19 protein-coding genes are annotated in these 18,618 nt (G+C 58.7%); 8 read left to right on the forward strand and 11 right to left on the reverse strand.

Translation table 11 applies throughout. From position 1 onward, the window contains the following. Positions 1–18 precede the first annotated feature (18 nt). From plsC to ACOI6Z_RS07895, 4 genes are all read right to left on the reverse strand, one after another. Positions 19–756, reverse strand: coding sequence for a 1-acylglycerol-3-phosphate O-acyltransferase (gene plsC, locus ACOI6Z_RS07880; protein WP_004205223.1), 738 nt, complete (start codon positions 754–756; stop codon positions 19–21). A 191-nt stretch (positions 757–947) separates the two neighbouring features. Next, positions 948–3,206: a DNA topoisomerase IV subunit A gene (gene parC, locus ACOI6Z_RS07885; protein ID WP_064157992.1), complete on the reverse strand. Its 2,259-nt coding sequence runs from the start codon at positions 3,204–3,206 to the stop codon at positions 948–950. 120 nt (positions 3,207–3,326) lie between these two features. Beyond that, on the reverse strand, positions 3,327–4,196 hold the full coding sequence (locus tag ACOI6Z_RS07890; protein WP_065812816.1) for an AraC family transcriptional regulator: 870 nt from the start codon (positions 4,194–4,196) through the stop codon (positions 3,327–3,329). A gap of 77 nt (positions 4,197–4,273) precedes the next feature. Beyond that, the gene (locus ACOI6Z_RS07895) at positions 4,274–4,681 is read right to left on the reverse strand and encodes a YgiW/YdeI family stress tolerance OB fold protein (RefSeq protein ID WP_032454071.1); all 408 of its coding nucleotides are present in this window, start codon (positions 4,679–4,681) and stop codon (positions 4,274–4,276) included. 149 nt (positions 4,682–4,830) lie between these two features. Between ACOI6Z_RS07895 and qseB the strand changes: the two genes are divergently transcribed. The 4 genes from qseB to ACOI6Z_RS07915 all read left to right on the forward strand — a co-directional run bounded on the left by qseB (position 4,831) and on the right by ACOI6Z_RS07915 (position 7,920). Next, the gene (qseB, locus tag ACOI6Z_RS07900; protein WP_032454072.1) at positions 4,831–5,490 is read left to right on the forward strand and encodes a quorum sensing response regulator transcription factor QseB; all 660 of its coding nucleotides are present in this window, start codon (positions 4,831–4,833) and stop codon (positions 5,488–5,490) included. Further along, the gene (gene qseC / locus ACOI6Z_RS07905; RefSeq protein ID WP_023291027.1) at positions 5,487–6,836 is read left to right on the forward strand and encodes a quorum sensing histidine kinase QseC; all 1,350 of its coding nucleotides are present in this window, start codon (positions 5,487–5,489) and stop codon (positions 6,834–6,836) included. Before qseB ends, qseC begins: the two co-directional genes overlap by 4 nt. Positions 6,837–6,942: 106 nt before the next feature. Then, positions 6,943–7,524: an NAD(P)H-dependent oxidoreductase gene (locus ACOI6Z_RS07910; protein WP_023291028.1), complete on the forward strand. Its 582-nt coding sequence runs from the start codon at positions 6,943–6,945 to the stop codon at positions 7,522–7,524. 81 nt (positions 7,525–7,605) lie between these two features. Continuing rightward, positions 7,606–7,920, forward strand: a complete 315-nt coding sequence (locus ACOI6Z_RS07915) for a putative quinol monooxygenase (protein WP_023291029.1) — start codon at positions 7,606–7,608, stop codon at positions 7,918–7,920. 73 nt (positions 7,921–7,993) lie between these two features. Here ACOI6Z_RS07915 and parE read toward each other — a convergent pair whose 3' ends face one another. The 5 genes from parE to nudF are packed head-to-tail and all read right to left on the reverse strand — an operon-like array spanning position 7,994 to position 12,398. After that, a complete protein-coding gene (parE, locus tag ACOI6Z_RS07920; protein WP_004205235.1) occupies positions 7,994–9,889 on the reverse strand; it encodes a DNA topoisomerase IV subunit B in 1,896 nt (631 codons plus the stop codon). Positions 9,890–9,919: 30 nt separating this feature from the next. Beyond that, positions 9,920–10,495, reverse strand: a complete 576-nt coding sequence (yqiA, locus tag ACOI6Z_RS07925) for an esterase YqiA (protein ID WP_065812815.1) — start codon at positions 10,493–10,495, stop codon at positions 9,920–9,922. Continuing rightward, on the reverse strand, positions 10,495–11,322 hold the full coding sequence (gene cpdA / locus ACOI6Z_RS07930) for a 3',5'-cyclic-AMP phosphodiesterase (RefSeq protein WP_004205237.1): 828 nt from the start codon (positions 11,320–11,322) through the stop codon (positions 10,495–10,497). The genes yqiA and cpdA overlap by 1 nt, the downstream gene beginning before the upstream one ends. A 24-nt stretch (positions 11,323–11,346) precedes the next feature. Then, on the reverse strand, positions 11,347–11,769 hold the full coding sequence (locus ACOI6Z_RS07935; RefSeq protein WP_004205239.1) for a DUF1249 family protein: 423 nt from the start codon (positions 11,767–11,769) through the stop codon (positions 11,347–11,349). Beyond that, on the reverse strand, positions 11,766–12,398 hold the full coding sequence (gene nudF / locus ACOI6Z_RS07940) for an ADP-ribose diphosphatase (protein ID WP_004205241.1): 633 nt from the start codon (positions 12,396–12,398) through the stop codon (positions 11,766–11,768). The genes ACOI6Z_RS07935 and nudF overlap by 4 nt, the downstream gene beginning before the upstream one ends. A gap of 196 nt (positions 12,399–12,594) precedes the next feature. Here nudF and tolC point away from each other — a divergent pair, with 196 nt between their 5' ends. From tolC to ACOI6Z_RS07955, 3 genes are all read left to right on the forward strand, one after another. Continuing rightward, positions 12,595–14,055: an outer membrane channel protein TolC gene (tolC, locus tag ACOI6Z_RS07945; protein WP_032454074.1), complete on the forward strand. Its 1,461-nt coding sequence runs from the start codon at positions 12,595–12,597 to the stop codon at positions 14,053–14,055. Positions 14,056–14,222: 167 nt separating this feature from the next. After that, the gene (locus ACOI6Z_RS07950) at positions 14,223–14,894 is read left to right on the forward strand and encodes a DUF1190 family protein (RefSeq protein WP_002916849.1); all 672 of its coding nucleotides are present in this window, start codon (positions 14,223–14,225) and stop codon (positions 14,892–14,894) included. 5 nt (positions 14,895–14,899) lie between these two features. Further along, the gene (locus ACOI6Z_RS07955) at positions 14,900–16,060 is read left to right on the forward strand and encodes a glutathionylspermidine synthase family protein (protein WP_017899748.1); all 1,161 of its coding nucleotides are present in this window, start codon (positions 14,900–14,902) and stop codon (positions 16,058–16,060) included. A gap of 44 nt (positions 16,061–16,104) precedes the next feature. Here ACOI6Z_RS07955 and ygiD read toward each other — a convergent pair whose 3' ends face one another. Then, positions 16,105–16,896, reverse strand: a complete 792-nt coding sequence (gene ygiD / locus ACOI6Z_RS07960; RefSeq protein WP_004205244.1) for a 4,5-DOPA dioxygenase extradiol — start codon at positions 16,894–16,896, stop codon at positions 16,105–16,107. A 186-nt stretch (positions 16,897–17,082) separates the two neighbouring features. Between ygiD and zupT the strand changes: the two genes are divergently transcribed. Further along, positions 17,083–17,853 carry a zinc transporter ZupT gene (gene zupT / locus ACOI6Z_RS07965; protein ID WP_017899746.1) on the forward strand — a complete coding sequence of 257 codons (771 nt, stop codon included), beginning with the start codon at positions 17,083–17,085 and terminating at the stop codon, positions 17,851–17,853. 63 nt (positions 17,854–17,916) lie between these two features. Here the strand turns inward: zupT and ribB are convergent, their stop codons facing one another. After that, positions 17,917–18,570 (reverse strand): 3,4-dihydroxy-2-butanone-4-phosphate synthase, encoded by a 654-nt coding sequence (gene ribB / locus ACOI6Z_RS07970; RefSeq protein WP_004205247.1) that lies wholly within the window; start codon positions 18,568–18,570, stop codon positions 17,917–17,919. Positions 18,571–18,618: the final 48 nt, after the last annotated feature.

Raw genomic sequence — 18,618 nt, forward strand, 5'->3', positions numbered from 1 at the left:
TTGGCGGCGTTTCCTGTCTTATTGCTTACCGGCCGCTTCGCGCTCGGCCACTTCGTTGTCCAGCTCAGCGATTTTGGCGGCCATCAGCTCGCGGCAATGCGTCGCCAGCGCGCGCACGTTGTCTTTACCGAACTGGCTGGTATCCACCGGCGGCAGCATTTCCACTATCACCAGACCGTTGTTCCATCGATTGAGCTTTATTTTATTCGATGTATTCGAGACACACACCGGAATAATCGGCACGCCGGCGGCAATAGCCGCGTGGAAGGCGCCGGTTTTAAACGGCAGCAGACCGCGACCGCGGCTGCGGGTCCCTTCCGGGAACATCCAGAACGAAATTTTACGCTTTTTAAAGGCGTTGACGACCTCGGCAATGGTGCCGTGCGCTTTGGTTCGGTTATTGCGGTCAATCAGCAGATTACCGGTCAGCCAGTACAGCTGGCCAAAGAACGGGATCCACAACAGGCTCTTTTTCCCCACGGTGACCGTCGGGGCCTGCACGATGTTAGATGCCGTCACCATATCATAGTTGTTTTGGTGGTTAGCGATGTAGATCGCGTTGCCATAGCTTTCCGCATCGGCAGGTTTGCGCAGCTCCACCTTCAGACCAAACACCGGGGATAAGCGGCCAAACAGATGGCCGAAAGTGGCAACGTGTTTTGGATTACGCGGGCTGAACAAGCAGTACAGACAGCCAAGTATGCACACTACGATGCAATAAATGACCACAAAAATTACTCGAAAAATGAATAGCATAGCTACCTCTAAAACCCAAACCGCTTAGAATTATTCGCTGCTGGCAGAAGGCAGGCTCACAAGTTCTGCGCAGGCCGGGACCGTTCTTCCTGGGCCCCTGATGATGGACATTGTTAATCGCAACGCCTGAATAAACAACGATTTTGCGGCTTTTTTTCGCCTCCTCCCGTCAAAGACGGGAGGAGAAGCGCTTACTCTTCGCTATCGCCTGCCGCGGCGCGGCGCGGCGAGTCAATTTCAACACGGTCAATCTTCTGCAGACCGCGCATCAGCGAACCGCGGCGGCCGCGCTCGCCGGTGACTTTTTGCAGCTCTTCCGGACGCAGTTTGATCTTCCGTTTGCCGACATGAATGGTCAGCGTACTCTGCGGCGGCAGGACAAACAGATGTGCGAGACCGTCCTGGCCGGCGGCGGCTTCCGCCGCAGGAATGTTGATGATTTTGTTGCCCTTGCCTTTCGACAGCTGCGGCAGATCGCTGACCGGGAACATCAGCATTCGCCCGGCGGTGGTGATGGCCAGCAGCATATCGGACTCGTCCTCAATGACCAGCGGCGGCATCACATGCGCGTTGTCAGGCAGGGTGATCAACGCTTTGCCGGCGCGGTTGCGCGCCACCAGATCGTTGAAGGTGCAGACAAAACCGTAGCCGGCGTCGGAGGCCATCAGCAGTTTCTGATCGTCGCCTTCCATCAGCATATGTTCCACGGTCGCGCCCGGCGGCAGCGTCAGCTTGCCGGTCAGCGGCTCACCCTGGCCACGCGCCGAGGGCAGGGTAATCGGATCGATGGCATAGCTGCGCCCGGTGGTATCGATAAACACCACCGGCTGGTTGCTCTTGCCCTTCGCCGAGGCTTTCCAGCTGTCGCCCGCTTTATAGCTCAGCCCCTGGGCGTCGATGTCGTGCCCTTTGGCGCTGCGCACCCAGCCCATCTGCGACAGAACGATGGTGACCGGCTCAGACGGCAGCATATCATGCTCGCTCATCGCTTTCGCTTCTTCACGCTCGTGAAGCGGCGAGCGGCGATCGTCGCCGAAAGCATCGGCATCAGCCTGCAGCTCTTTCTTCAGCAGGTTGTTCATCTTACGTTCAGAGGCCAGAATCGCCTGCAGCTGATCGCGCTCTTTTTCCAGCTCGTTCTGTTCGCCGCGGATCTTCATCTCTTCCAGTTTGGCGAGATGGCGCAGTTTCAGTTCCAGAATCGCTTCCGCCTGGGTTTCGCTGATGGCAAAGCGCGACATCAGGGCTGGCTTCGGCTCATCTTCCGTGCGGATGATCTCGATGACTTCATCAATATTGAGGAACGCCACCAGCAAACCTTCAAGGATATGCAGGCGCTTAAGGACCTTCTCTAACCGGTGGTTCAGACGGCGACGTACGGTATCGCGACGGAACACCAGCCATTCGCTGAGGATCTCCAGCAGGTTTTTTACCGCCGGGCGGCCGTCGAGACCGATCATATTGAGGTTGATGCGGTAGCTCTTCTCCAGATCGGTGGTGGCGAACAGGTGGTTCATCACCTGCTCCATATCCACCCGGTTGGAGCGCGGGACGATCACCAGGCGGGTCGGATTTTCGTGGTCCGATTCGTCGCGCAGGTCGTCCACCATCGGCAGCTTTTTATTGCGCATCTGCGCGGCAATCTGCTCCAGTACTTTGGCGCCGGAGACCTGGTGCGGCAGCGCGCTGATCACTACCGCGCCGTCCTCTTTGCTCCATACCGCGCGCATGCGCACCGAGCCGCGTCCGTTCTGGTAGATTTTGCGAATTTCCGCCCGCGAAGTGATGATCTCCGCCTCGGTCGGGAAATCCGGTCCCTGCACGATATCCAGCAGTTCGTCGAGGGTCGTTTTCGGCTGCTCAATCAGCGTAATCGCCGCTTTCGCCACTTCACGCAGGTTGTGAGGCGGAATATCGGTCGCCATGCCCACCGCGATGCCGGTGGTGCCGTTGAGCAGGATGTTTGGCAGGCGCGCCGGCAGCATTTTCGGCTCCTGCAGCGTGCCGTCAAAGTTTGGCACCCAGTCGACCGTCCCCTGCCCCAGCTCGCTGAGCAGCAGCTCGGCATACTTCGACAGGCGGGATTCGGTGTAACGCATGGCGGCGAAGGATTTCGGATCGTCCGGCGCCCCCCAGTTCCCCTGGCCATCCACCAGCGGATAGCGATAGGAGAAGGGTTGCGCCATCAGCACCATCGCTTCATAGCAGGCGCTGTCGCCGTGTGGGTGATATTTACCCAGCACGTCGCCGACGGTGCGGGCGGACTTTTTGAATTTGGCGCTGGCGTTCAGCCCCAGTTCGGACATCGCATAGACGATGCGACGCTGGACCGGTTTTAAGCCATCGCCAATAAACGGTAATGCCCTGTCCATGATCACGTACATGGAGTAGTTCAGGTAAGCATTTTCCGTAAATTCATGCAGCGCAAGGCGCTCTGCCATATCGCTCATTAATCGTGGATCCTCAATCTGGGTACCGACCGTTCGGACGGCAAAACTACCCGCGATAATACCCGATCTCACGCCCTGAGTCACAGGCCGTGAGATCGGTTGAGGATTCCGTCACCTTAATCAGGCCAGCGGCAGATAAATATCGGTTTGCAGCTCATGCTCAGCCACCTGGTGGACAAAATTGTGGTAACGGAAGTAGACCGGAAAATCCCGTAACGTCTCGCCTGAAGCGGGTAACCAGTCGCGATAGAGATACCAAACGCTGTTCGCCAGGGTGTCCAGCGAGCCGTGATGGCGCACGACGGCGCAGCGTCCGCCGGGGATTTCGCCGTTAATCACGCCAAAGGCGTTTTCACCAACCGGCCGTTCGACCGTACCGCAGAGATCAAAACGAAATGCCTCCTGCGGGGTAGTCTGCGGATCGTCCCAGGCGATCCCCCAGGTTTCGCTGGTGGCAACGGGCGATAATCCGCTCGTCTTACGCCAGGTGATAAAACGCGCGGCGGTGGCGTTGACAAGGTCCGGGCTGCCACGATGTTGCAGGACGGCTACCCGGGTGGTGGGGAACGAAATGATATTGACGTCCATCGACGTTTGCTCCTGTAGCGTATGTTTCGGTACGCGTCGATGCCACTCGGCCCAGTCCGGTTGCTGACGGAACTGGGTCGGGCTTTGGTCAAACGCGGTACGGAAGGCACGGCTGAACGACTCCGCATTCTGAAATCCGGCATCAAGGGCAATGTCGATGATTTTATCGCGGGGGTTGAACGCCAGGCGCCAACAGGCGCGTCGCAGACGTAACCACTGAATATACCGGTACAAGGGAATGCCGGTATACGCGCTAAATTGCCGGTGAAAATGGTAAGGCGAACTGTGCGCTATCGCGCTCAGCGCTTCCAGCGACAGCGGCTCATCAAGATGACGCGCAATGTATCTACAGACGCGCTGGAAGCGCCCGACATACGCCGGGCTGGCCTTAATATCGTTCATCGTCTCCTCCTCGCGACATACTCTGACAGAGCGAGGATAGCGATTCCTGACCGATCTTGCGCTTATCCGCCGGAGACTTATGGCGTGATTTTACGGATCTGTTTAACGTCGATCTCCACTGAGTTCCAGTCCTTATCGACTTCCCCCTGAATTTCTACCGTGTCCTGCGGGCCGACGGTGACGCCGTTCCAGCGTTTGTGGTCGATATCGACATTGATCACCCCGGTAGCATCCTGGAACTTATACAGATCGTCGGACACGCGCTCGGTAATTTTGCCCCGCAGGGTCACCCAGGTATCGTCCCGCAGCGATTTGACATTGGTGACGGTGGTGACCGCGCCGCTCGGGCCGGTAAATCCGCCGCCCTGGGTGGTCGAACTTGCCGGCGAGGTCGCAGAAGGACCGGTATACCCGCCCTGTCCGGCAGCCAGCACCGGCATGGAAACCAGGGCAACGATCGCGGTCATCGCAGCAATTTTCTTCATGATGTGTTCTCCCTTCGTGTTGATATGGCTCCTATTACGCCCGACAAAACTTAACGACTTCTTAAGGGGAAAAAAGAAATTTTAATGCTGTACAACCCCGGTCGCAACGCGGTTTACTGCGCAGAGCAGCCGGGTTGGCAGGAGGGAAAATGCGCATATTATTGGTGGAAGATGACAAGTTAATCGGCGATGGCGTCAAGGCCGGGCTGAGCAAAATGGGCTTCAGCATCGACTGGTTTACCGCCGGGCTGGAGGGCAAAAACGCCTTATACAGCGCCCCCTACGACGCGGCAATTCTTGATCTCACCCTTCCCGGCATCGATGGCCTCGATATTCTGCGCGAGTGGCGCGACAAAGGCCGCCATGAGCCGGTGCTGATCCTCACCGCCCGCGATGCGCTCAGCCAGCGGGTGGAGGGGCTGCGCCTGGGCGCCGATGATTATCTGTGCAAACCTTTCGCCCTGATTGAGGTAGCGGCCCGCCTCGAAGCATTGATCCGCCGCGCCCACGGCCAGAGCAGCAGTGAGCTGCGCCACGGCAAGGTGAGCCTTGACCCGAACCGCTTAACCGCCAGCCTCGACGGCGAAAGCCTGACGCTGAAGCCGAAGGAGTTCGCCCTGCTGGAACTGCTGCTGCGTAACGCCGGGCGCGTACTGCCGCGTAAGCTTATTGAAGAAAAGCTCTACACCTGGGACGACGAGGTCTCCAGCAACGCCGTGGAAGTTCACGTCCATCATCTGCGCCGCAAACTCGGCAGTGAATTTATCCGCACCGTCCACGGCATCGGCTATACCCTGGGTGACGCATGAAACGACTTGCCCGCCTGAGCCTGCGCCTGCGTCTGACGCTGCTGTTTGCCGTGCTGACCGCCGCCGCCTGGGGGGTGGCCAGCGTGATCGCCTGGCAGCAGACCAGTAAAAAGCTGGATAAGCTGTTTGATACCCAGCAGCTGCTGTTCGCCCGACGCCTGAGCGTCATGAATTTCGAAGAGCTCCGCGCCCCGCCGACATCGCTCGGGGAAAAGAAAAAGGTGCGCCACGGGCATATCGACGACGATGCGCTGGCGTTCGCCATCTTCACCCGCGACGGCAAAATGGTGCTTAACGACGGCGAAAACGGGGAGGATATTCAATGGCACTCGCAGCGCGAGGGCTTCAGCGATGGCTACCTGCGCGGCGATGATGACGAGTGGCGCTTCCTGTGGTTAACCACCGCCGATGGCCGCCACCGTATCGCCGTCGGCCAGGAGTGGGATTATCGCCGCGAAATGGCGATGGACATTGTTACCTCGCAGCTAACGCCGTGGATGATCGCCCTGCCGCTGATGTTCGTGCTGCTCATCGTGCTGTTAAGCCGCGAACTGGCGCCGTTGAAACATCTGGCGCGCACGCTGCGCCTGCGCGCGCCGGACTCGGCGGAATCGCTCAGCGTGGAGAAGATCCCCACTGAAGTCCGCCCGCTGGTCGAGGCGCTGAATCAGCTGTTCCAGCGCACCCACGACGTCATGCTGCGCGAGCGTCGGTTTACCTCTGATGCCGCCCACGAGCTGCGCAGCCCGCTGGCGGCGCTGAAGGTGCAGACTGAAGTCGCCCAGCTCTCTCTGGACGATCCACAAGGGCGTGAGAAAGCCCTGGCTCAGCTCCATCAGGGGATCGATCGCGCCACCCGTCTGGTGGATCAGCTGCTGACGCTGTCGCGGCTGGACTCGCTCGCCCAGCTGGACGACGTGCAGCCGGTCGCCATCGACGATCTGCTGCAGTCGGCGGTAATGGAGATGTACCACCCGGCGCAGCAGGCCGGGATTGAGCTGCGCCTGCATCTTAATGTCTCTGGCATCTCCCGCACCGGCCAGCCGCTGCTCCTCAGCCTGCTGGTGCGCAATCTGCTGGATAACGCGGTGCGCTACAGCCCGCGCGGCAGCCAGGTCGATATCACCCTCAACGCCCGCGAGTTTCGGGTACGCGATAACGGCCCCGGCATCAGCCCGCAGGCGCTGGCGCGCATCGGCGAGCGTTTCTACCGCCCGCCGGGTCAGGATGCTACGGGCAGCGGCCTGGGCTTGTCGATCGTCCGGCGCATCGCCTCGCTGCACGGCATGCGCGTCGAGTTTGCCAATGCCCGCGACGGCGGCTTCGAAGCCCGCGTTGACTGGTAGCGATATTATTGCTCATTTAGCAAAAGACTTTGCACATTTTGCTCATTTTACTGCCCCGCTTCGCGGGGTAAGATCGTCGGCAAATTTTCAAGATTGAGGACAAATGATGAGCAACATCCTGATTATCAATGGCGCAAAAAAATTCGCGCACTCGAATGGCCAGCTGAACGACACCCTGACCGAGGTCGCGGAGAGTTATCTGCGCGACGCCGGACACGATGTTAAAAGCGTTCGCGCCGACAGCGAGTACGACGTAAAAGCCGAAGTGCAGAATTTCCTCTGGGCCGATGTGGTGATCTGGCAGATGCCGGGCTGGTGGATGGGCGCCCCGTGGACGGTGAAAAAATATATGGATGACGTCTTTACCGAAGGCCACGGCTCACTGTACGCCAGCGACGGCCGTACCCGCTCCGACGCCAGCAAAAAATATGGCTCCGGCGGCCTGGTGCAAGGGAAAAAATATATGCTCTCCCTGACCTGGAACGCGCCGATGGAAGCCTTCACCGACGAAGAACAGTTCTTCCACGGCGTCGGCGTTGACGGCGTTTACCTGCCGTTCCATAAAGCCAACCAGTTCCTGGGTATGGAGGCGCTGCCAACCTTTATCGCCAACGACGTGATTAAAATGCCTGATGTCCCACGCTATATCGCAGAATATCGCAAGCATCTGGCGGAAATTTTTGGTTAACTAGGGGTCTATGCTCTACATATTTCGAGTTATTCGAACCTGGAGTATGACAAGATCCACACAGAAGGAGTTGAGTTAACCATGTTAACAGTGATTGCAGAAATCCGTACCCGCCCGGGCCAGCACCACCGCCAGGCGGTTCTCGATCAGTTCGCGAAAATTATTCCGACCGTTTTGCAGGAAGCAGGCTGCCACGGCTATGCGCCCATGGTGGATCATGCCGCTGGCGTCAGCTTCCAGACCACCGCTCCTGACTCTATCGTCATGGTGGAACAGTGGGAAAGCGTCGCGCATCTTGAAGCGCACCTGCAGACCCCGCACATGAAAGCCTGGTCGGAAGCGGTCAAAGGCGATGTGCTGGAGACCAACATCCGTATCCTGCAGGCCGGCGTCTAAGCCCGCTGACGCAGAAACGAAATAAGAAAAGGGAGCCTGAGGCTCCCTTTTACGTCTGGCGCAGCGCGCGGTCTTACACTTCCAGGTCCGCCATATCGCCCTTCTCCTGCAGCCAGTTACGACGATCTTCGGAACGCTTCTTGGCCAGCAGCATATCCATCATCGCCGTGGTCTGCTGCTCATCCTCATCGCTGATCACCAGCTGCACCAGGCGGCGGGTATTCGGGTCGAGGGTGGTTTCCCGCAGCTGCATCGGGTTCATCTCGCCGAGACCTTTAAAGCGCTGGACGTTTGGCTTGCCCTTCTTACGCTTCAGCTGCTCCAGCACACCGGTTTTTTCTTCTTCCGTCAGCGCGTAGTAGACCTCTTTGCCGAGGTCGATACGGTACAGCGGCGGCAGCGCCACGTAGACGTGCCCCTCTTTCACCAGGGTACGGAAATGTCTCACAAACAGCGCGCACAGCAGCGTGGCGATGTGCAGACCATCGGAGTCCGCATCCGCCAGAATACAAATTTTGCCGTAGCGCAGCTGGCTTAAATCATCGCTATCCGGGTCAATCCCAATCGCCACCGAAATGTCGTGTACTTCTTGCGAAGCTAACACTTCATCGGAAGAGACTTCCCAGGTATTCAGGATCTTGCCTTTCAGCGGCATGATCGCCTGATATTCACGATCGCGCGCCTGCTTGGCGGAACCGCCCGCCGAATCCCCTTCGACGAGGAACAGCTCGGTACGGTTCAGATCCTGGGCGGTGCAGTCGGCCAGCTTACCCGGCAGCGCCGGACCGCTGGTCAGCTTTTTGCGCACCACTTTCTTGGCGGCGCGCAGACGGCGCTGGGCGCTGGAAATGGCCATCTCCGCCAGCAGCTCCGCGGCCTGCACGTTCTGGTTCAGCCACAGGCTGAAGGCGTCTTTCACCACGCCGGAGACGAACGCCGCGCACTGGCGCGACGACAGGCGCTCTTTGGTTTGCCCGGCGAACTGCGGATCCTGCATCTTCACCGACAGCACGTAGGCGCAGCGATCCCAGATATCTTCCGCCGACAGTTTCACCCCGCGCGGCAGGATATTACGGTACTCGCAGAACTCACGCATCGCGTCCAGCAGCCCCTGACGCAGGCCGTTGACGTGCGTCCCGCCCTGCATGGTCGGGATCAGGTTGACGTAGCTCTCGGTCAGCAGCTCGCCGCCTTCCGGCAGCCACAGCAGCGCCCAGTCCACCGCTTCCGTCTCGCCGGAGAAGGTGCCGACGAAGGGTTTTTCCGGCAGCAGCGGCAGGCCGTTCACCGCTTCGCTCAGGTAGTCGTTAAGGCCATCGGCATAGCACCAGCTCTGCTCGCTGTTGTTGACCTGGTCGCGGAAAACAATTTCCACGCCCGGGCACAGCACCGCTTTCGCTTTTAACAAGTGGGTCAAACGCGAAACGGAGAAGCGCGGGCTATCGAAGAAGCTTTCGTCCGGCCAGAAATGGACGCTGGTCCCGGTGTTGCGTTTACCGCAGGTGCCGGTGACGTGCAGGTCCTCTACTTTCTCACCATTCTCAAAGGCGATGCTGTAGACCTGACCGTCGCGACGCACGTTGACCTCCACGCGTTTTGACAGGGCGTTGACCACCGAAATCCCCACCCCGTGCAGACCGCCGGAAAACTGGTAATTTTTGTTGGAAAACTTACCGCCCGCGTGCAGCCGGCAGAGGATCAGTTCAACCGCCGGCACCCCCTCTTCCGGGTGAATGTCGACCGGCATCCCGCGCCCGTCGTCAATCACCTCGAGGGACTGGTCGGCGTGCAGGATCACTTCCACGCGTTTAGCATGGCCTGCCAGCGCTTCGTCCACACTGTTATCAATCACTTCCTGACCAAGATGGTTAGGACGGGTGGTGTCGGTATACATGCCCGGACGGCGGCGCACCGGCTCTAGCCCGGTGAGTACCTCAATGGCATCAGCGTTATATGAAGATTGCGTCATGGTGTGTATTCGTAGGTCGTTCAGGGCCGTTTAGCACAAGCCGAGAAATTCGATAATCTGAGTGAAATGATCGTCAAAGCCGACAAATGCGTGATTACCGCCCTCCTCCACCGTCTGCCGGCAGGAGGCGTAGTAATGAACGGCCTGGCGGTAATCAAGCACTTCATCCCCGGTCTGCTGCAGCAGCCAGAGTAAATCCGGCGCTTCGAGCGGGTCGATTTGCATGACTTTGAGATCGTAAATATGGCGAGACTCTAGCACATATTGCTGCCCGGTGTACGGATTCTCATTGTGGCCGAGAAAATTGTTCAGCAGCTCAAACGGCCGCACCGCCGGGTTAACCACTACCGCTGGCAGCATAAAGCACTGCGACAGCCAGGTCGCGTAGTAGCCGCCCAGCGACGACCCTACGACCCCCAGCGGCTCGCCGCCGTGCTCCAGCACGATGGACTCCAGCAGCTCCGCCGTTTCCGCCGGGTAAGGCGGCAGCTCCGGCACCACCATGGCGATCTCAGGATAGTGCTGCGCCAGCCAGGTCTTTAACGCCGTCGCCTTCGCCGAGCGCGGAGAACTGTTAAAGCCGTGCAGATAAAGGAGCGTCGCCATCAGTAGCCTTCTGAAGCAATATCCGGATGAAACGCCGCGCCTTCCAGGCGGCACACTTCGGTGGTCAGCGTTCCGTCAGGGTGAAGCTCCAGCCAGCGCCAGCCCGGCGACACCGTATCGAGGGTGAAATTGGCGCAGTGCGGTTTGAACTGAACGCAGGTCGACGGCGTCGCCATCATACGTCGGCCATTCCAGTCGAGATCCAGCTCCTGATGAATATGGCCGCACAGCAGATGCTTCACCCGCGGCCAGGCGCTCAGCGCGCTGTCCAGCGCGCCGGCGTTGCGCAGACTGTGTTGATCCAGCCAGCTGCAGCCGGCCGGCAGCGGATGATGATGCAGCAGGAGTAAGGTATAACGCTCCGGCGCCTCCGCCAGCTTATGTTCGAGCCATTCCAGCTGGAAGTCGCTCAGCTCGCCATGGGGAACGCCAAACACCTGGCTGTCCAGCAGCAGGATCTGCCAGTGGTCGCCGAGAAACACGCGCTTGGCGGGGGAAATGCCCGACTCCTGCAGGGTGCTGTACATCGCCGGCTGGAAATCATGGTTGCCCGGTAGCCAGACGCAGGGTGCAGCGAAACTCGCGATGCCCTCAGCAAAATGCTGGTAGGCCGCGGAGGAGTGATCCTGCGCCAAATCGCCTGTTGCGACAATCAAATCGCATGGACGCTGTGAGGCATGAATGGCCGACAGTACGGCCTGATAGCTTTCCCAGGTATTGATGCCTAACAACGTTTCATGTTTTTCAGCAAACAGGTGAGTATCAGTAATTTGTAAGATCCTGACTCTGGCCTCACCAGCCAGAGGTAGGTTTAACAGGCTTTCCAAATGGTGTCCTTAGGTTTAACGACGCTAACAAACCGGAATCGCCATCGCTCCATGTGCTAAACAGTAACGCAGCCAGTCGGCCAGAAACTGGTTAATTTGATGCTTTTCGTCGCGTTGATGCAACTTTTTATTAGGATAATCATATCGCGCTTTGAAGCGAAAGATCTGCTGACTCGAACACACTTCGGCCACCATGGCGTCATGGTAGAGGCGAACGGTCATCGACGGCAGACTCCAGTAGCTCACCGCTGGCAGAGTCTGCTCTATCGCCACCAGTGTAGTGTAGCGGGTTGATTCCGTTATCGTTAACCGATATTGCGCGCTTCCCACCTGATAGCTCACCTTCTCACCCGCTGCATCCGTTCGCGGCAACAGGCGGCGCAACTGGGCGAAATTGGTCTCGCACAGGCGCATCATCTCAGGGAAGTCAGGTGTATAACGCTTCATTTTGTCCACTCGTTTCGTAAATTGTGATAATGCAATTGCAGCCATTGCAAGGCGATGACAGAGGCTGCGTTGTCGATTTTCCCCTCTTCTACCCACTGGTAAGCCTGCTCCCGGCTCACCACATGCACCCGAATATCCTCATTTTCCTCGGCCAGGCCGTGAATGCCTTTTGCCGTCGATGCATCAACTTCGCCCACCAGGATCGATAACCGTTCGCTGGTGCCGCCAGGACTGGCCAGATAGCTTAATATTGGTTTCGTCCGCCCAACTTCAAGGCCGGCCTCCTCCAGCGCTTCCCGACGGGCGACATCTTCTACCGTCTCACCCGCCTCGATCATGCCGGCGACCATTTCCAGCAGCCAAGGGCTCTCGCTGGTATCATAGGCGGCGATACGGATTTGTTCGACCAGCACCACTTCGTCCCGCACCGGGTCAAAGGGTAGCAAGACGGCGGCATGCCCGCGCTCAAAAATTTCACGGGTGACTTCGCCGCTCATGCCGCCGTTAAACAGACGGTGGCGAAAACGGTATAAATCGAGCGAAAAAAAACCACGATACAGCGTTTCGCGTGCAATAATTTCTACATCATTTTTGGAGAAGGTAATTCCCTGGTGAATGGGTTTGCTCATTGTCATGTCCTGCTAATCCGAAATGAGGGATTTCCAGACCGTTTGGCTACCGTTTTACGGTCCGTATGTTAGATTGGTGCAAATTACCGCCGGATGGCACGTAACGCCAACTTTTTACGGCGGCAGAATCGATACAATCAGCGGAATTTTTCTTAGAATTAGACCAGCGCTAAATGCTTCACAACAAGGAATGCAAATGAAGAAATTGCTCCCCATTCTTATCGGCCTGAGCCTGACCGGGTTCAGCGCCATGAGCCAGGCGGAAAACCTGCTTCAGGTTTACCAGCAGGCGCGCATCAGCAACCCCGATCTGCGTAAATCGGCAGCCGATCGTGACGCCGCGTTCGAAAAGATCAACGAAGCGCGCAGTCCATTACTGCCTCAGCTCGGGCTGGGAGCGGATTATACCTATACCAGCGGCTTCCGTGATTATAAAGACCAGAATTCTAACGTCACCAGCGGCTCGCTGCAGTTAACGCAGGTTCTGTTTGATATGTCGAAATGGCGCGCCCTGACGCTGCAGGAAAAAACGGCAGGCATTCAGGATGTCACGTATCAGACCGATCAGCAAACGCTGATTCTGAATACCGCGACGGCCTACTTCAAAGTGCTGGCCGCCATCGACACGCTCTCTTATACCGAAGCGCAGAAACAGGCTATTTACCGCCAGTTGGATCAAACCACCCAGCGCTTTAACGTCGGTCTGGTGGCGATCACCGACGTGCAGAACGCCCGTTCACAATACGACGCCGTGCTGGCGAACGAAGTGACCGCGCGTAACGATCTCGACAACGCCGTGGAAGAGCTGCGCCAGGTTACCGGCAACTACTACCCGGAGCTGGCCTCCCTGAACGTAGACGGCTTCAAAACCAGCAAACCGCAGGCGGTGAACGCCCTGCTGAAGGAAGCGGAGAACCGCAACCTGTCGCTGCTGCAGGCGCGTCTGAGCCAGGATCTGGCCCGCGAGCAGATTCGCCAGGCGCAGGACGGCCATTTACCGACCCTGGATTTGAATGCCTCGTCGGGCGTTTCCAACAACCGCTACAGCGGCTCAAACAGCATCGCGCAAGATGCTGATATCGGTCAGAACAAAATCGGCCTGAGCTTCTCCATGCCGCTGTATCAGGGCGGGATGGTTAACTCGCAGGTTAAACAGGCGCAGTACAACTTCGTCGGCGCCAGCGAGCAGCTGGAAAGCGCTCACCGCAGCGTGGTCCAGACCGTGCGTTCTTCGTTTAACAACGTGAATGCCTCTATCAGCAGCATCAACGCCTACAAACAGGCGGTGGTCTCTGCGCAAAGCTCCCTGGATGCGATGGAAGCAGGCTACTCGGTGGGTACCCGTACTATCGTTGACGTCCTCGACGCCACCACCACGCTGTATAACGCCAAACAGCAGCTCTCGAATGCGCGCTACAACTACCTGATCAACGAGCTGAACATCAAGTCGGCGTTAGGTACGCTGAACGAGCAGGATCTGGTCGCCCTGAACAACACCCTGGGCAAACCGATCTCCACCTCCGCGGACAGCGTCGCGCCGGAAAATCCGCAGCAGGATGCCACTGCCGACGGTTACGGCAACACGACCGCGGCCGTGAAGCCGGCGTCTGCACGGACGACGACCCAAAGCAGCGGCAGCAATCCGTTCCGTCAGTAATTCTCATACTGTGACGCGCATCGCCTGTCCGCCGGACAGGCGATGCGTTAAACGTAAGGCAACGTAAAGATCCCCCGCTTAGCGCCCCTCTTCGCTTCATTTTCCACCACTCATCCTCTATCCTGAGCGTTAACACACGCCATACCACTGGGTCCTGGAAGACAAATATGAAACGGACAAAAAATATTAATCATTCGTCGTTCCGCAAAAGCTGGAGCGCACGCCACCTGACGCCGGTCGCCCTGGCCGTCACCGCGGTCTTTATGCTTGCCGGTTGTGAAAAAAGCGACGAAACGGTCTCGCTGTACCAGAACGCCGATGACTGCTCCGCCGCCAACCCGGGCAAAGCAGCCGAATGCACCACGGCCTACACCAACGCGGTGAAAGAGGCAGAGCGCACCGCGCCGAAATATGCCACCCGCGAAGACTGCGTCGCCGAGTTTGGCGAAGGCCAGTGCCAGCAAACGCCTGCCCAGGCGGGCGTCGCCCCGGAAAACCAGGCGCAGGCGCAAAGCAGCGGCAGCTTCTGGATGCCGCTGATGGCCGGCTACATGATGGGCCGCCTGATGGGCGGCGGCATGGCGCAACAGCAGCCGCTGTTCAGCTCCAAAAACCCGGCCAGCCCGGCCTACGGTCAGTACACTGACGCCAGCGGCAAGAGCTATGGCGCCGCCCAGCCGGGCCGCACCATGAACGTGCCGAAAACCGCGATGGCGCCGAAGCCAGCGACCACCACCACCGTCACCCGCGGGGGCTTCGGCGAGTCGGTGGCGAAGCAGTCGACCATGCAGCGTAGCGCCGCAGGCTCCACCTCCTCTTCTCGCTCAATGGGCGGCTAAGCAACATGGAAAGAGTCAGCATTACCGAGCGCCCGGACTGGCGCGAGAAAGCGACCGAATACGGCTTCAACTTCCACACCATGTACGGCGAGCCCTACTGGAGCGAAGAGGCTTATTACAAGCTGAGCCTCGCCCAGGTGGAAAAGCTGGAGGAGGTCACCGCCGAGCTGCATCAGATGTGTCTTCAGGTGGTGGAAAAAGTGATCGCCAGCGATGAGCTGATGGCCAAATTCCGCATCCCTAAACACACCTGGGGCTTTGTGCGCCAGTCGTGGAAAACCAACCAGCCGTCACTCTACTCACGTCTCGACCTGGCCTGGGATGGCGTCGGCGAGCCGAAGCTGCTGGAGAACAATGCCGACACGCCGACCTCGCTGTATGAAGCGGCCTTCTTCCAGTGGATCTGGCTGGAAGACCAGCTCAACGCCGGCAAGCTGCCGGCGGGCAGCGATCAGTTCAACAGCCTGCAGGAAAAGCTAATCGATCGCTTCGGTGAGCTGCGCGAGCAGTTTGGCTTCCAGCTGCTGCATATGGCCTGCTGCCGCGATACCGTTGAAGATCGCGGCACCGTGCAATATCTGCAGGACTGCGCCGCCGAGGCGGGGCTGGCGACGGAATTCCTCTACATCGAAGATATTGGTCTGGGTGAAAAAGGCCAGTTTACCGATCTCCAGGATCAGGTGATTGGCAACCTGTTCAAGCTCTATCCGTGGGAGTTTATGCTGCGGGAGATGTTTTCCACCAAGCTGGAAGACGCCGGCGTCCGCTGGCTGGAGCCGGCGTGGAAGAGCATCATCTCCAACAAAGCGCTGCTGCCGATGCTGTGGGAAATGTTCCCTAATCATCCGAATCTGCTGGCGGCTTACTTCAGCGAAGATGCCCATCCGGAGATGGAGAAGTACGTCATTAAGCCAATCTTCTCCCGCGAAGGCGCCAACGTGTCGATCGTTGAACAGGGCAAGGTGGTGGAGTCGGTGGAAGGTCCGTATGGGGAAGAAGGCACTATCGTGCAGGAATTTTACCCGCTGCCGAAGTTTGGTGACAGCTACACGCTGATTGGCAGCTGGCTCATCAACGATCAGCCCGCCGGGATCGGCATTCGTGAAGACCGGGCGCTGATTACCCAGGATCTGTCGCGTTTCTATCCGCACATTTTCGTCGAATAATGTCGCGCTCCGGCGACGATACCGCCGCCGGAGCTCAATTTTTATCAGGCGCCAACCACCACCGACAGCATACTCAGCGAACCCATCTCGATGCCATCGACCGGGGTCGAAATCGCCTCAACGCCATCCCATGCCCCCAGCACGTATAACAGCGGCAGGAAATGCTCCGCCGTTGGGTTGGAGAGCGAGCCCCCTTCGTGTGCCAGGTAGTTAACCAGCGGGTGCTGATCGTCCGGGCCCTGCCACTGCAGATTCGCCTTCACGTAGTTGTTGAAGGACTCCGCCCACGGATACGGCGTGTTCTCGCCATGCCAGCGGGCGGTACGCAGGTTGTGCACCACGTTGCCGCTGGCCACCAGCATAATCCCTTCATCACGCAGCGAGGCCAGCTTTCGCCCCATTTCGAGATGCCAGGCCGGCGGTTTGGTGCTGTCGATGCTCAGCTGAACCATCGGGATATCCGCCTGCGGATACATCTTGATCAGCACGCCCCACGAGCCATGGTCAAATCCCCAGGCTTCTTTATCGAGAGTGACCGGCACCGGCGAGAGCAGCTCCACCAGCCGTTGCGCCAGCGCCGGGGAGCCCGGCGCCGGGTAATGGGTGTCATACAGCGCCTGCGGGAAACCGCCAAAGTCGTGAATGGTCTTCGGGGCCTCCATCGCCGTCACGCCCGTACCGCGCGTGAACCAGTGCGCAGAGACCACCACGATCGCTTTCGGACGCGGCAGGGTTTCGCCCAGGTGAGCCCAGGCGCGGGTATAGCGGTTGTCTTCCAGCACGTTCATTGGGCTGCCATGGCCGAGAAACAACGCGGGCATTCGGGTACGGGACATGATGATATCCTTAGGGTGTCAATGTGATGTGCTCACATTACGCGCTTTTGCGCCAGGATAAACTCAGATAACCATGATGATGATCGTCAGAAAATTTGAATGTAATTCGCGGTAAAGGGAGCTGTCCCGTACGCGCATCCTCAGGCAATATACTCCTATGCACTTATTTTCGCAGGGAGAGAAGCGATGTCATCACCCTTAATATTGACGCTGTTAGCCGGTAGCGCAACCTTTATAGGCGCCATTTTCGGCGTGATTGGCCAGAAACCTTCTAACCGCCTGCTGGGCTTCTCCCTCGGCTTTGCCGCCGGGATCATGCTGTTGATTTCGTTGATGGAAATGCTGCCTGCCGCGCTGGCCGCCGAGGACATGTCGCCGCTGCTCGGCTACGGAATGTTTGTTTTCGGCCTGCTGGGCTACTTTGGTCTCGATCGCCTGCTGCCGCATGCCCACCCGCAGGATTTGATGACCCCCGCCGCGCCGCGCCCGCGCAATTTACGCCGCACCGCCATTCTGCTGACGTTGGGTATCAGCCTGCATAACTTTCCGGAAGGGATCGCCACCTATGTCACGGCCAGCAACAACCTCGAGCTTGGCATGGGTGTGGCGCTTGCCGTCGCCCTGCACAATATTCCTGAAGGACTGGCCGTTGCCGGGCCGGTATATGCCGCCACCGGATCGCGCAGTAAGGCGGTGCTCTGGGCCGGTCTTTCCGGCATGGCGGAGATTTTGGGCGGCGTGCTGGCGTGGCTGATTCTGGGTAGCCTGGTCTCGCCGATGGTCATGGGCGCAATCATGGCCGCCGTCGCCGGGATTATGGTGGCGCTGTCGGTCGATGAACTGATGCCGCTGGCGAAAGAGATCGATCCGCAAAGCAACCCGAGCTATGGCGTCCTGTGCGGGATGTCGGTGATGGGGCTGAGTCTGGTGGTGCTCCAGACGATGGGCATCGGTTAAGGCACAGAAACAAAACAGCCCACTAATAAGCGGGCTGTTTTCACTGGCGTTGTGAGCCGCTGATTAGCTGGCTTTACGCTCATGTTCGCGACGATAGGCCACCAGATCTTCAATCGTGACCACCGCCATATTGTGCTGCTGAGCGAACGCGATGCACTCCGGCGCGCGCGCCATGGTGCCATCGTCATTGGTCAGCTCGCACAGCACGCCTGCCGGTTTGAAGCCAGCGAGGGTCACGAGGTCAATAGTGGCTTCGGTGTGGCCGCCGCGGGTCAGTACGCCGCCCGGCTGCGCCCGCAGCGGGAAAACGTGGCCAGGACGGTTGAGATCGGAAGGTTTCGCTCCGTCGGCAATCGCCGCGCGGACGGTGGTCACGCGGTCAGCAGCGGAAACGCCGGTGGTCACGCCTTTCGCCGCTTCGATGGTGACGGTAAAGCCGGTGCCGTAGGCGCTGGTGTTGTTCTCCACCATCATCGGCAGATCCAGCTGTTTGCGGCGATCTTCGGTCAGGCACAGGCACACAATGCCGCTGCCGTGACGAATGGTCAGCGCCATCTGCTCTACGGTCATGGTTTCGGCGGCGAAGATCATATCGCCTTCGTTTTCACGGTCTTCATCGTCAAGCACCATCACGCCGCGGCCTTCGCGCAGGGCGTCCAAAGCGTGTTCCACACGTTCAAAAGCGGTACCAAAAGAAGAAAGGAGCGTCTGATTCATGGTAAAAAAACCTCATTAAAATTATGGTTACCAGAATCAGGGCAGTCT

This window comes from Klebsiella sp. C239 (assembly GCF_048822715.1).
In the GTDB taxonomy this organism is placed as follows: domain Bacteria; phylum Pseudomonadota; class Gammaproteobacteria; order Enterobacterales; family Enterobacteriaceae; genus Klebsiella; species Klebsiella quasipneumoniae.